Source organism: Nocardia albiluteola, from assembly GCF_018860155.1.
Classification (GTDB): domain Bacteria; phylum Actinomycetota; class Actinomycetes; order Mycobacteriales; family Mycobacteriaceae; genus Nocardia; species Nocardia albiluteola.
Map to the genome: position 1 here is coordinate 1 of NZ_JAHKNI010000020.1, position 13,371 is coordinate 13,371.

Genomic DNA, 13,371 nt, shown 5'->3' on the forward strand with positions numbered 1-13,371 from the left:
ACGAACACATCCGGTTTACGAGCCACCGGCACCACCTCCACCGGCAGCATCGCCGGTCACCGGCCGATGATCAACCCGCCACCCCGACTGCGGGTTTCAGCATCAACCTTTCAGGACACGGCACTAGACATTCAGGATGCAGTGATCAACGGGATCCTGTGACCAACCTCACGATATTTGTCCGGAATCAACATCAGCGATAAATTTCGGCGCCTCCCGCCGTCCTCATAGCAGGCACAGAGCCACCACGACCGATCCCAGGAGCATTCGATGCGCAAGATCACCGCCGGCCTGTTCATCTCCCTCGACGGTGTCGTCGAGGATCCGCAGGACTGGCACTTCCCCTACTTCAACGACGAGATGGGCGAGGCCGTGCAGGGCCAGATGGGCACCGCCGACACCATGCTCTTCGGCAACACCACCTACCAGGGTTTCGCGGGCGCCTGGCCCGAGCGCGAGGCCGCAGGCGGCCCGGACGCCGAGATGGCCAAGCATTTCGGCGATATCCGCAAGATCGTGGTGTCGCGCGGCAAGCTCGAATTCACCTGGCGCAACTCCGAGCAGCTCGAGGGCGACCTGATCGAGGCGGTGACCGCGTTGAAGCAGACCGAGGGCGGGGACATCGGCCTGTCCGGCTCGGTGTCGGTGGTCCGCCAGCTGCTGAACGCGGGCCTGATCGACGAGCTGCACCTGCTCGTGCACCCCATCGCGATGCGCAAGGGCACGCGCCTGTTCGACGAGGCGGACACCCCGCTGCCGCTCGAGCTGCTGCGCTCGGCCACCTTCAAGACCGGTGTGGTGCACACCGTGTACGGGCCGGGCAAGGCGCGCGAGGGCGGCTACGAGCAGGCTCGCGAGCACCTGACCCAGGCCTGATGGGCGCTGTCGGCGAAGCCGTCCGCAGACCGCGCATGGCCGGAGCGAATGCGGAGGTACGCCGACCGGCCCGGAGCACCTAGGCGAGCTGGATGAGCTCCAGGTAGTCCTCGGACCAGTGGTCCTCGGTGCCGTCGGGGAGCATGATCACCCGTTCCGGGTTCAGCGCCTCGGCCGCGCCCGGATCGTGGGTCACCAGCACCACCGCGCCCGCATAGCTGCGCAGCGCGTCCAGGACCTGCTCGCGCGAGACGGGATCCAGGTTGTTGGTCGGCTCGTCGAGCAGCAGCACGTTCGCCGCCGAGGAGACCAGCCCGGCCAGCGCCAGGCGGGTCTTCTCACCGCCGGATAGGGTGCCGGCGGGCTGTTCGAGCTGGGGGCCGGAGAACATGAAGGCGCCCAGCAGGCTGCGCAGTTCCTGCTCCCCCGCGTCCGGGGAGGCATGCCGGATGTTGTCCCACACCGACGCGTTGTCGTCCAGGGTGTCGTGCTCCTGGGCGAAGTAGCCGACCTTCAGGCCGCGGCCCGGCTCCACCCCGCCCGCGGTCGGAGTCTCCACTCCCGCAAGCAGTTTCAGCATCGTCGTCTTACCGGCGCCATTGAGGCCGAGCACGACGACGCGGCTGCCGCGGTCGACGGCGAAGCTGACGCCGGTGAAGATCTCCAGCGAGCCGTACAGCTTGGTGAGGTCCTTGACCATCAGCGGGGTGCGGCTGCAGGCGGCGGGCTCGGGGAACTTGATCCGGGCGACCTTGTCGGCCACGCGCACGTCGTCCAGCTCGGCCAGCAGCCGGTCCGCCCGGCGCACCATCTGATGTGCCGCGGCGGCTTTGGTCGCCTTCGCGCCGAGCTTGGCCGCCTGCTGGCGCAGGGCGCCGGCCTTCTTCTCGGCGTTGGCGCGCTCGCGCACCCGGCGCTGCTCGTCGGTGGCGCGGGCGTCGAGATACTTCTTCCAGCCCATGTTGTAGACGTCGGCCTCGCCGCGCACCGCGTCGAGGAACCAGACCTTGTTGACGACGTCGGCGAGCAGATCGACGTCGTGGGAGATCACGATGAGCCCGCCGTCGTGGTTCTGCAGGAACCCGCGCAGCCAGGTGATGGAGTCGGCGTCGAGGTGGTTGGTGGGCTCGTCCAGTAGCAGTGTGCGGTCACTGCGGCCGCCGGAGCCGTCCGAGGCCGAGAACAGGATGCGCGCCAGCTCGACGCGGCGGCGCTGACCTCCGGACAGCGTGCGCAACTGGGTGCCGAGCACCCGGTCGGGCAGGCCGAGGCTGTTGCAGATGCGGGCGGCTTCGCTCTCGGCCACATAGCCGCCCAGCGCCGAGAAGCGGTCCTCGAGATTGCCGTACTTGCGCACCGCCTTCTCCCGCTCGGCCTCGTCGACGACTTCGGCCATCAGCGCCTGCTGCTTCTCCATATCGCGAATCAGCGTGTCCAGGCCGCGCGCGGACAGCACCCGGTCGCGCGCGAGCACGTCGAGATTGCCCTCGCGCGGATCCTGCGGCAGATAGCCGATCTCGCCGGACCGGGTGACGGTGCCCGCGTAGGGCTCGCCCTCGCCCGCCAGGATGCGCAGCGTCGTGGTCTTGCCGGCGCCGTTGCGCCCGACCAGCCCGATCCGGTCTCCGGCCTGCACGCGCAGGGCCGAACCCGACGCGGTCAGCAGGGTGCGGATTCCGGCCCGGACCTCCAGGTCGGTCGCGGTGATCACAACAAGTCTCCTCAGCAGAAGCGGGTGGGTGGTTCGAGTGTGGGCAGCACCTACACACAAGAACCACCGATTTTACGCATCCTCCGCACGCGCCGCCGTAACCGAGACCACTACGGGCGGATGATCCCGCCCGATCCGTCCAGGCGACGCCGACGCGACCGGGCGGGCCGCCGGAGACCGCGCTCCGGCCGGCCGTGTCGTCGAGTCCGTCCTCGCGGGCACCTTCGATCGGTCGGCGAGGGATACCTGCCCGGCCGCGCGACAATGCGGAATCCGGGAACCTACCGCGAATTCAGAAATTGAACAGCGGTCCGGTAATCGTCAGTCCGAGATTGCTCACGTGGGCGAAGAAAGCGAACAGCATGAACGCCGCACCGGCCAGGCCGATGTCCTTGTTGAACGACACCATCTCCATCTGCTTGGCCTGTGCGTCCTGCTCCTTCCAGAACGGGTGCATCAGGAACGCGGTCGGCACGAGGAAGATGACCAGCAGCAGGGAGCCCAGGTCGGCCCACACCCCCAGCAGCACGCTCAGCCCGCCGAGCAGCAGCAGTACCCCGGCACCGAGCACCGCCAGGCCCGCCACCGGGACGCCCTTGGACTGCGCGTACTGCGCCATCTGCTCGCGCTGAGCGAAATGACCGAACGCCGATCCGAGAAACAGCAGAGCGAACAGAATCCGCCCGATCAGCACCACTACGTCCATTGTCCCGATCTCCTTTGTCGATTCCGCCGAAACAAGTAGGTGACATGGAAACCAACCACGGGTGTAGCACGGGCATTCCCTCGACTCGCCGAATTCCGAATAACGTTCCCGCCCGGTTTCGGCGGGGGGCAGCGCGGGTGCTCGCCGAAGAAGGCGAACACCCGCCGGCAGGCGTCCGCCGCGGCGTCCTCGTTCTCTCGAAACTATCGCGCGTCGGCCTGAATCGCCTGCCGGTAGCGTTCGGACAGCATCGGCGGGAATCCCAAGTCGGCCTCCATCACGCGAATCGCCAACGGAGAGCCCAGAGTCCGCAGTCTTTCGCACCCGCTCTCACCGATCGCTTCGTACGGAAATACCGCCAGTTCGTCGGTGCGGCGCTCGATGACCTCGCGTCGTGCGGTGCCGTGCACGCTCAGCGCGATGTCGTCCTCGACCAGCCATCCCCGCTCGCGGAGCGCGGCCACCCCCGCCGCCCAGCCCTCTTCGCTCCAGGATCGGCTGATACGCAGGACTTCCGGCGCGATCTCGCCTGTGGCGCTGTGGGTGATGAGGGCTTCGATCCCGCTCAACCCCTCGGTCAGCAGTAGTGCGACATGCCCGTCACCGCGAAACTCCCGGAGCAGCGACTGCGCATGCCACAACACCAGATGCGGTTCCTCGGGCCACGGTAGCGCCGCGTGGGCCGCGAACAACGGCCGACCCTGCGGTCGCTCGCAGGCACGCACGGCGGCACGCCGAGCCAGCTCCGCGGCCTCCTGCACCTCGGGTCCGGCAACGTCGGCGCCCCAGGCCTGGCGCAGCGACCGATCGACAGCTTCCAGACGAGCCCGCAGGATGTCGGAAGGAGGAGCGATGTCCCAGGCGGCAGGCATCACCGCGTGCACCGCGGCCGGGTTGAAGTTGAAGAAGGTCGCGATGGTGACCTCGGCGGGGACCACACCCAGAGCGGCTGACCGGGAGGCGAAATACATCATTCGCGGATCGGTCATGCCCAGCTCCCGATACATCTCGGGGCCGTGTGGGGAGAAGTAGATCATGCCGTGCACCGGTTCGAGGGTGCGGAAGGTCATTCTGGCGTTGTGCGGGGAAACCGTGCTCACATCACGTATGTTTCCCGAATCCGATGTCAGCTTCAAGAGCTCGCGCGGAGTTCCCGGGATCGAAGACCTCAGCGGCGGAACCTATTTGCGCGCGCCGACGATCCGCAACGCGAGATCCACGTAGTAGTCACCGATCTCCTCCGGCGAGGCCGGACCGTCCTCGCGATACCAGCGGGCCAGGTCGATGCCCAGCGACAGCAACGCCACCGCCGCCAGGTGCGGATTCGGATTGTCGAAGACGCCCGCCGAGACACCGCGCTCGATCAGCTGCCGGATCTCGGCGTCGATGATGTGCCGGATCTCCTTGATCTCGCGCTGATGCTCGGGACTGAGCGCATTGAGCTCGTAGTTGATGACACGGGCGACGGTGTGCGCGCGGGCGTGATGGATAACGAATTCCCGTACGACCGCCACCAATTGCTCGACCGGATCTTCCGAGAAGCCCATGGCTTCTCGAATGCGCTCCAAGGTATTCAGGTGCCCGGTGTGCGAGATCTGATAGAGCAGTTCCTCCTTGGAGCGATGATGCACATAGATGGCCGCAGTGCTCAGCCCCGCGATCGAGGTGATGTCACGGGTCGTCGAACCGTGGAACCCACGCTCGGCGAAGGCGATGACGGCAGCCTCCAGTAGCCGGGCCCGCGTCTCGTCCGCGCGCGAGCGATCCTCTGATTCGGTCACCCGGACAGTCTCGCATTCGTCCGCCCGACATCTGTCGCCGGCGCGGTCGCCGCTATCGAACGATACCGGGAAGCCCCCGCTCACAGACCCAAGTCCGTATTGAAGTTGAACTCAGGTTCACATATGCTCGGAACGAAGGATCTTGCGGAAGGGAAATCCATGACCACTCCCACACCCGATTCGCCCGCCGGCAACGGCACGCCCACCGCGGTGCTGTTCGATTTCGGCGGTGTCCTGACCTCCAGTGTCTTCGAGGCCTTCGAACAGCTCGGCGCCTCGCTCGGCTGCGATCCCCGGCTGCCGCTGCGCCTGCTCGCCGAGGACCCCGCCGCGCGGGCGCTGCTGGTCGAGCACGAGGAGGGGCGAATCGCCGAAGCGGAGTTCGAACGCGGCTTCGCGGCGTGCCTGCGATCGCACGGCGTGGATGCGGACGCCACCGGACTTGTCCGCCGCATGCAGTCCAATCTGCGGGCCGACACCGACATGATCCGGCTGGCAGCCGAGGTCCGGGCAGCCGGTTTCCGGGTCGGACTGCTGTCGAATTCGCTCGGCGACGACTGCTACGCCGGTTTCGACCTCGAGGCCATGTTCGATGCCGTGACCATCTCCGGCCGGATCGGAGTGCGGAAACCGTCACAGCGGGCGTACATGATTGCCTGTGCCAGTTTGGATTCCGAACCGCGAGACACCGTGATGGTCGACGATCTGCGGCAGAACGTCGCGGCAGCCGAGCGTGCGGGACTCACCGGATTGCTGCATCGCGAGGCGCCCGATACCGCCGAGCGACTATGGGGCGCACTGGGGATGCGCCGCTCCTGCTGACCTATCTCGAGTGCCGGAGCCTCTGCCAGGTCGGCGTCGACTGAAAGAGATCGCCGGACGAACGAAGGAGACCCCGCACCGTGTGGTGCGGGGTCTCTTGGTCGTTCAGCGGTTGCGCACGTTGGGCCGATCAGAGTGCGAGCACCAGTTTTCCGGTGTTGCCGCCGGTGAACAGCATGTTCAAGGTCCGGCCGAACTGTGCGACGCCGCCTTGGACGACATGTTCGCGGTTCTTCAGCTTGCCCTCGGCGATCCAACCGCCAATGGCGGCAACGGCTTCGGGGTAGCGGTCGGCGTAGTCGAAGACGACGAATCCGGTCATGGACGCGCGGAACACCAGCAGCGACATGTAGCGCGATGGTCCCGGCCGCAGCTTCTCGTCGTTGTAGGCCGCGACCGCGCCGCACAGCACGATGCGAGCTCCATGACGAAGGTTGGCAAGCGCGGCGTCGAGGATGTCGCCGCCGACATTGTCGAAGTAGATGTCGATGCCCTCGGGCGCGAGGTCGCGCAGCCGGTGCAACACGTCCTCACCGCGGTAGTCGATGGCCGCGTCGAAACCGAGCTCCTCGGTGAGGATTCGGCACTTGTCAGGCCCGCCGGCGATCCCGATCACGGTCGCGCCCTTGGCCTTGGCGATCTGGCCGACGACGCTGCCGACCGCTCCGGCCGCGGCCGAGACAACCACGGTCTCACCGGCTTTCAGCTTGCCAACGTCCAGGAGGCCGAAATACGCTGTCATGCCTGGCATTCCGAGCGCGCCGAGCCAGGTGGGGCCGGGTGCGACGCCGAGGTCGATCTTCGTCACACCCTTGCCGTCGCTGACGGCGTATTCGCTGACGCCGAAGATTCCGCTGACGGCGTCGCCGACCGCGAAATCGGGATGGGTGGACTCGACGACGGTGGCGATGTCCAGCGACCGCATCACCTCGCCCAGACCGACCGGCGGGACGTAGGACCGTACGTCGTTGAGCCAGCCGCGCATGGCCGGATCGAGGGAGATGTAGTCGATCTTCACCAGGATCTCGCCGTCGCCGAGCGCGGGGAGATCCTCGGCCGTCACGTTCCAGGTATCTGCGTCGGGGAGCCCGGACGGGCGTCGCGCGAGCCGGACCTGCTGCGTTTTCGTCATACGTGCACTCACTTCCCGGTCGTCAGAGCGCGCCCTTTTCGGGATCGCCGGCGGGCAGCGGTTCGAAGACCAGCACCTCGGGCGCGGCCACCAGAGCGTCGGCCAAGGCGACGCCGACCTCGCGCAGAGCCGCGCCCTGACCGTGCTCGCGCAGCGCCTCCCTGGAGGCCCACTTCTCGATCATGACGAACCGCTCGGGCTGCTCGAGCCGGCGGTGCAGTGCGTACCGCAGGCAGCCCGGCTCGGCGTGCACGGCGGGCGCGGCCGCGCGCAGGGTCTTCTCGACCAGGTCTTCCTGACCCGGCTTCGCGATCATGGTCGCCACGACGACGCAGGGATCGGCCATTGTTTCCTCCTTGGGTGGGTGATGTCGAAAAGTGCCGTGCGGGCCCGCCTGTGCGTGTCAGGCGCGCTTGCCCCAGTTCGGGTCGCGGCGACGCAGCTCCCACTGCGCGATCGAGCGCTTGTGCACCTCGTCCGGGCCGTCGGCCAGACGCAGGGTGCGCAGGTGCGCGTACATACTGGCCAGCGGGAAGTCATCGGACACACCCCCGCCGCCGTGCACCTGAATGGCGCGATCGACCACCTTCAGCGCCACATTCGGGGCCGCGACCTTGATCGCGGCGATCTCGGTACGCGCAGCCTTGTTGCCCACGGTGTCCATCAGATACGCGGCCTTCAAGGTCAGCAGCCGCGCCATGTCGATCTCGATGCGCGCCTCGGCGATCCAATCCTGGATATTGGCCCGATTCGCCACCGGCTCACCGAAAGTCACGCGCGACTGCGCGCGGTCGATCATCAGGTCCAGGGCGCGCTCGGCCATGCCGATGGCGCGCATGCAGTGGTGGATGCGGCCCGGACCCAGCCGCGCCTGACTGATCATGAACCCGTCACCCTCACCCGCCAGCAGCGCGGTCGCGGGCACCCGCACGTTCTCGAAACTTACCTCGGCGTGGCCCTCACGGTCCTGGTAGCCGAACACCGGCAAGCCGCGCTGCACCGTCACACCCGGAGTGTCGATCGGAACGACCATCATGGACTGCCGACGATGCGTCGGCGCGCTCGGATCGGTCTTGCCCATCACGATGAGCACCTTGCAGTTCTTGTGCAAAGCGTTGGAAGTCCACCACTTCCGGCCATTGAGCACATAGTCCTCGCCGTCACGCTCCATGCGCAGCTGGATATTGGTGGCGTCCGAGCTGGCGACCGCGGGCTCGGTCATGGCGAAGGCCGAGCGGATCTCACCGTCGAGCAGCGGGCGCAACCACTGCTCCTTGTGCTCGGGCGTGCCGAACAGCGTCAGCACCTCCATGTTCCCGGTGTCGGGCGCGGCGCAGTTGGTGGCCTCCGGCGCGAGATGCGCACTGCGGCCCATGATCTCGGCCAGCGGCGCGTACTCGAGATTGGTCAGACCCGGACCCCATTCGGCGTGCGGGTGGAACAGATTCCACAGCTCCCGCTTCTTGGCCTCGGTCTTGAGCTCCTCCACGATCGGCGGCTGGAAATGCGGGTCGCCGGACTCGGCCATCTGCGCCTCGTACACCGCTTCGGCGGGGTAGATGTGCTCATCCATGAAGGCGAGCAGCTCATCGCGATAACGCTGCGCCCGCTCGGAAATCTCGAACATGGTCACTCCTGGTCCATTCCGACAGTGCAGGTGCACTACTTCGCACCGTACTTGACGTTGGATTCAACTTCAACTTTGCCGGAAAGCCGGCCTCTGACATGCCGAAACGCTATTCCTCGCCCAGGCGGATATCGACCAGGCGAGCCAGGACCGAGCGGTGGTAGCCGGGGCTGCCCAGGCCGAGTTGATCGGCCTTGGCGCGCTTGAGGTACAGGTGCACCGGATACTCCCAGGTCATTCCGATGCCGCCGTGCAGCTGGACGGCTTCCTCGGCGGCCTTGACGGCGACGTCCGCGCAATAGGCCGCAGCCACCGCGGTACCCACGGGAATGTCGGGGTCGCCCGTCGCGATCACGCCCGCGGCATAGCGGGAGCTGGCCGCCGCCATCTCCATCTCGACAAACAGGTCGGCGAGGCGATGTTTGAGCGCCTGGAATCCGCCGACCACGCGGCCGAATTGGCGGCGCATCTTCAGATAGTCGACGGTGGTTTCCAGACACCACTCGGCAAGACCGGCCTGTTCCGAAGCCAGCAGTGCCGCACCGGTTTCCAGGCCCTCCTGCAGAGCCGCGACGCCCGCGCCCGCGGGAACGACGACCTGACCCGCGCCCGATTCGATGACGACATCGGCGAGCGGGCGTGTCATGTCCAGCGAGATCACCGGGGTGATGATGGCGGCGGTGGCGGGAATCGCGTGAATCTCGGTGCCGGAGGAGGTTTCGACCGCGGCCAGCAGCATGTCGGCGTCCAGGACGCCCGCGACGCTGGTCGCACGGCCGGACACCCGTCCGGCGTCGTCCGTCCAGAACAACGGGACACCGGCCGCGGTGGCCGCGGTGAAGGGCGCGAGCAATGCGGCCGTCGTCCGGCCCTCGGCGACAGCGCCGACCAGGCCGGAGTCACCGGCAAGCAGTACGGTGGCGGCGATGACGCTGCTGGTGAGGAAGGGCACAGGGGCGACGAAGCGCCCGAGCTCCTCGAGCACCACGGCGGCGTCGCGGGCGGAACCGCCTGCGCCGCCCCGGTTTTCGGGAATGAGCAGCCCGGCCAGGCCGAGGTCCTGGGCCAGAGCCTTCCACAGGCCGGCGGTGAGCGTGCGGTCGCCTTCGTAGGCTCGGGCCACCATTCCCGGATCGCAGTTGGCTTCGAGCAGATCGCGCACCGTGCGCCGCAGGGCGGTCTCGATGTCGGTGTCGAGCAGCAGGATGTCCTCGCTCATCGGGCCAGGTCCTTCCAGGCGATGTCCTTGTCCCCGCGGGCTTCGACCGGCAGACCCAGCACCCGCTCGGCGACGATATTGCGCATGATCTCCGAGGTGCCGCCCTCGATGGAATTGCCCTTGGCGCGCAGGTAGCGGTAGCCAGGGCTGCGCCCGGCGAAGTCGACCCGTTCGGTGCGCACCATGGTCCAGTCGTCGTAGCGCAGGCCCTGTTCGCCGAGGATCTCCAGTTCGAGCCCGGCCAGCTGTTGATTGGAGCGCGCGAAAGACAGTTTGAGCGCGGAACTTTCGGGGCCGGGCTGCCCGCCGGAGACCCGTTGCCGCATTCGGGTGGCGGCCAATCGCCCGGCTTCGGCCTCGACCCACAGCCGCAGCATCCGGTCGTGCAATTCCGGGGTGTGCCTGTCCGGGTTGCTCCGCCAGGTGCGGGCGACCGCGCCGAGCACGCCGCTCTCGCGGGGCACCGCACGCCCGCCGATCGAGACACGCTCGTTGTTGAGCGTGGTGGTGGCGACGCGCCAGCCCTCCCCCTCCTGGCCGAGGCGGTGCGCGTCCGGAATGCGTACATCGGTGAGGAAGACCTCGTTGAACTCCGCCTCACCGGTGATCTGGCGCAGCGGCCGGACATCGACGCCGGGATCGGTCATATCGCAGAGGAAGTAGGTCAGGCCCGAATGCTTGGGGCGGCTCGGGTCGGTGCGGGCGACCAGGATCGCCCACTGCGCTTTGTGCGCCACCGACGTCCACACCTTCTGCCCGTTGACGATCCAGTCGTCGCCGTCCCGCACGGCCCGGGTGGAGACCGCGGCCAGATCCGATCCGGCGCCTGGTTCGCTGAACAGCTGGCACCAGATCTCCTCGCCGGCCCACAGCGGGCGCAGGAAACGCCGCTGCTGTTCGGGCGTGCCGAAGGCCAGGATGGTGGGCGCGGCCATGCCGAGGCCGATGCCGTTGACCTCGGCGTTGTTTCCGGGGGCTCCGGCCTGGTCGAACAGTTCGTCGACGAAGGGCTGAAGTTCCCGCTCCACTCCGAGACCGCCCGAGCCGAGCGGGAAGTACACCCAGGCCAGCCCGGAGTCGAAGCGGGCGCGGTGGAAGGTCACCGCGTCGGTGGTGCGCGGATCATGTTCTGCGAGTAGTGATTCCACCCGCCCGCGGAGGTCCTCGCGAACCGTGTCGGTCATAGGTTCTTCTCCCTCACAGCGGCGATTCCGGCCCGCAGCAGCGGTTCGACGGCATCGCCGATGGCCTCGAAGCCGGAGCCCACGGTCTGGCCGTGGAGGTAGCGATAGTGGATGCCCTCGAGGATGGCGGCAAGTTTGAAGGCCGCCAGCCCCAGATAGAAGCCGAGATGCGCCAGGTCGCGGCCGGAATGGCGGGCGTATCGGTCGAGCATGTCGGATTCACCGAGATACCCGGGCGCGTCGGACACGTCGCTGACCGCGGTGATGCCCAGTTCGCTGCCGAGTCGCTGGTACAGCAGCAGGAGCGCGACATCGGTAAGGGGATCACCCACAGTGGCCATCTCCCAGTCGATGACGGCCACGACCCGATCGTCGGCGGCGATCAGGACGTTGTCGAGTCGGTAGTCGCCGTGCACGATGCCATCCGGCGACTGCTCGGGTTGGCGCACCGCGAGCAGGGTGAACAGCTCCTCGGCGCCCGGCAGCTCGCGCGAGTAGGACGCGTCCAGCTGCTTCTTCCAGCGGTGCACCTGACGTTCCAGGAATCCGTGCGGCCGCCCGAAGTCCGCCAGTCCCACCCCCGCCGGATCGACGGAGTGCAGCGCGGCGAGTGCCTCGATCATGCCGGTCGAAATCGCCTGTACCCGTGTCGGTCCCAGAGCCGCGAGCTCGGATGCTGTCCGATAGGGCGTGCCCGCAACGTTTTCCATGAGATAGAAGGGTGCGCCCAGGATGTCGGCATCGGTACACAGCGCGTAGGTGCGCGGGACCGGGACATCGGTGTCGGCCAGTGCGCTCATCACGCGGAATTCGCGCCCCATGTCGTGTGCGGTCGCCAGCACATGACCGAGTGGCGGGCGACGCAGAATCCATTGCGAGGCACCGTCACTCACCGCATAGGTGAGGTTGGATCGGCCACCGGCGATCAGTCGGCCGGTGAGCGGCCCGGCGCTCAGGTCGGGCCGGGTGGCAGCCAGCCAGGTCGCCAGCCGCTCCAGATCCAGACCCGGCAGTCTACCGACCGCTTCCGCGCCGGTGTAGCGGCCGCTCATCAGGGCACCAGCAGGGCGACGGACTCGGCCACGCAGGCCGGTTTGGCCGCGCCCTCGATCTCGACCGTGACCCGGCTGACCGCCTGGTATCCCATGGTCGCGGGTGTCAGCGACACCAGTTCCACGCCCGCCCGGAGGCGGGAGCCGACGGGCACCGGGGCGGGGAAGCGGACCTTGTTGGCTCCGTAGTTGACTCCCATCGACAGCCCCTCGACGGTGTACACGCTCGCGGTGAGCATGGGCAGCAGCGACAGGGTGAGGAAGCCGTGGGCCACGGTGGTGCCGAACGGCCCAGCGGCGGCGCGCTCCGGGTCGACGTGGATCCACTGATGATCACCGGTGGCGTCGGCGAACCGGTTGATCTGTTCCTGGGTCACGGTGTGCCACTCGCCGTAGCCGAGGTGGGTGCCGACGGCCTTCTCCAGTTCGGGCAAGCCCTGAAATACCTGCATGGGTTGCGATCCTCTCGATTGCGTTGTCGGCCTAGTTCGTCGGTCCGCCGGCCACGTAGATGACCTGGCCCGACACGAATCCCGCGCCCTCGCTCACCAAGAACGAGACGGTGTGCGCGATGTCCTCGGGCTTTCCCGAACGCGCCACCGGAATCTGGGAGATGAGGGCCTTCTTGAAGTCCTCGAAGTCGACCCCCATCCGTGCTGCGGTGGCCTGGGTCATATCGGTCTCGATGAAGCCCGGCGCCACCGCGTTGGCCGTGATGCCGAACTTGCCGAGTTCGAAGGCGAGCGTCTTGGTGAAGCCCTGCAGCCCGGCCTTGGCCGCCGAGTAGTTGGCCTGGCCGCGGTTGCCCAGTGCCGAGGTGCTCGAAAGGCTCACGATGCGACCGAAACCCGCGTCGACCATGTGGCGCTGTACCGCTTTCGAACACAGGAAGGCACCGCGCAGGTGCACGCCCATGACGGCGTCCCAGTCCGCGACGGTCATCTTGAACAGCAGGTTGTCACGCAGAATACCGGCATTGTTGACCAGCACGGTCGGCGGGCCGAGTTCGGCGACCACCCGCTCGACGGCCTGGTCCACCGCGCTTTCGTCGGATACATCCGCGCCGGCCGCCAGGGCCCGGCCACCGGCGGCCACGATCTCATCGACGACGGGTTTGCAGGCCGCCTCGTCCAAATCCAGGACCGCCACGGCCATTCCGTCGGCCGCGAGTCGGCGTGCGACGGCGGCGCCGATGCCGCGTGCCGCGCCGGTGACCAGTGCTACCCGTTGTGTTTCGTTGCTCATGGTGTTCTCCTGGGTC

General features: G+C 67.5%; 14 protein-coding genes. 2 read left to right on the forward strand and 12 right to left on the reverse strand.

Translation table 11 applies throughout. The features are described from left to right. The first annotated feature begins 270 nt into the window (after window positions 1-270). A complete protein-coding gene (locus KO481_RS37605; protein WP_215923318.1) occupies window positions 271-876 on the forward strand; it encodes a dihydrofolate reductase family protein in 606 nt (201 codons plus the stop codon). Window positions 877-955: 79 nt separating this feature from the next. Here the strand turns inward: KO481_RS37605 and KO481_RS37610 are convergent, their stop codons facing one another. The 4 genes from KO481_RS37610 to KO481_RS37625 all read right to left on the reverse strand — a co-directional run bounded on the left by KO481_RS37610 (window position 956) and on the right by KO481_RS37625 (window position 5,074). Beyond that, window positions 956-2,587: an ABC-F family ATP-binding cassette domain-containing protein gene (locus tag KO481_RS37610; protein ID WP_215923319.1), complete on the reverse strand. Its 1,632-nt coding sequence runs from the start codon at window positions 2,585-2,587 to the stop codon at window positions 956-958. Window positions 2,588-2,879: 292 nt separating this feature from the next. Continuing rightward, window positions 2,880-3,293 (reverse strand): DoxX family membrane protein, encoded by a 414-nt coding sequence (locus KO481_RS37615; RefSeq protein ID WP_215923320.1) that lies wholly within the window; start codon window positions 3,291-3,293, stop codon window positions 2,880-2,882. A 203-nt stretch (window positions 3,294-3,496) separates the two neighbouring features. Continuing rightward, window positions 3,497-4,393, reverse strand: a complete 897-nt coding sequence (locus KO481_RS37620) for an SCO6745 family protein (RefSeq protein ID WP_215923321.1) — start codon at window positions 4,391-4,393, stop codon at window positions 3,497-3,499. An 81-nt stretch (window positions 4,394-4,474) separates the two neighbouring features. After that, on the reverse strand, window positions 4,475-5,074 hold the full coding sequence (locus KO481_RS37625) for a TetR/AcrR family transcriptional regulator (protein WP_215923322.1): 600 nt from the start codon (window positions 5,072-5,074) through the stop codon (window positions 4,475-4,477). Between the two features lie 159 nt (window positions 5,075-5,233). On the opposite strand from KO481_RS37625, the gene KO481_RS37630 reads away from it, so the two are divergent. Further along, entirely contained in the window at window positions 5,234-5,896 is a 663-nt protein-coding gene (locus tag KO481_RS37630; RefSeq protein WP_215923323.1) for an HAD family hydrolase, read from the forward strand. Between the two features lie 130 nt (window positions 5,897-6,026). Here KO481_RS37630 and KO481_RS37635 read toward each other — a convergent pair whose 3' ends face one another. The 8 genes from KO481_RS37635 to fabG form a co-directional block, all read right to left on the reverse strand. Continuing rightward, window positions 6,027-7,028 (reverse strand): NADP-dependent oxidoreductase, encoded by a 1,002-nt coding sequence (locus KO481_RS37635; RefSeq protein ID WP_215923324.1) that lies wholly within the window; start codon window positions 7,026-7,028, stop codon window positions 6,027-6,029. Window positions 7,029-7,050: 22 nt separating this feature from the next. Beyond that, window positions 7,051-7,374 (reverse strand): putative quinol monooxygenase, encoded by a 324-nt coding sequence (locus KO481_RS37640; protein ID WP_215923325.1) that lies wholly within the window; start codon window positions 7,372-7,374, stop codon window positions 7,051-7,053. A gap of 57 nt (window positions 7,375-7,431) precedes the next feature. Then, the gene (locus KO481_RS37645) at window positions 7,432-8,655 is read right to left on the reverse strand and encodes an acyl-CoA dehydrogenase family protein (RefSeq protein WP_245402101.1); all 1,224 of its coding nucleotides are present in this window, start codon (window positions 8,653-8,655) and stop codon (window positions 7,432-7,434) included. Window positions 8,656-8,764: 109 nt separating this feature from the next. Beyond that, the gene (locus tag KO481_RS37650; protein WP_215923327.1) at window positions 8,765-9,874 is read right to left on the reverse strand and encodes an acyl-CoA dehydrogenase family protein; all 1,110 of its coding nucleotides are present in this window, start codon (window positions 9,872-9,874) and stop codon (window positions 8,765-8,767) included. Next, window positions 9,871-11,058 carry an acyl-CoA dehydrogenase family protein gene (locus tag KO481_RS37655; RefSeq protein ID WP_215923328.1) on the reverse strand — a complete coding sequence of 396 codons (1,188 nt, stop codon included), beginning with the start codon at window positions 11,056-11,058 and terminating at the stop codon, window positions 9,871-9,873. Before KO481_RS37655 ends, KO481_RS37650 begins: the two co-directional genes overlap by 4 nt. Next, window positions 11,055-12,110 carry a phosphotransferase family protein gene (locus KO481_RS37660; protein ID WP_215923329.1) on the reverse strand — a complete coding sequence of 352 codons (1,056 nt, stop codon included), beginning with the start codon at window positions 12,108-12,110 and terminating at the stop codon, window positions 11,055-11,057. Before KO481_RS37660 ends, KO481_RS37655 begins: the two co-directional genes overlap by 4 nt. Beyond that, the gene (locus tag KO481_RS37665) at window positions 12,110-12,562 is read right to left on the reverse strand and encodes a MaoC family dehydratase (protein ID WP_215923330.1); all 453 of its coding nucleotides are present in this window, start codon (window positions 12,560-12,562) and stop codon (window positions 12,110-12,112) included. Before KO481_RS37665 ends, KO481_RS37660 begins: the two co-directional genes overlap by 1 nt. A gap of 31 nt (window positions 12,563-12,593) precedes the next feature. After that, entirely contained in the window at window positions 12,594-13,355 is a 762-nt protein-coding gene (fabG, locus tag KO481_RS37670; RefSeq protein WP_215923331.1) for a 3-oxoacyl-ACP reductase FabG, read from the reverse strand. Window positions 13,356-13,371: the final 16 nt, after the last annotated feature.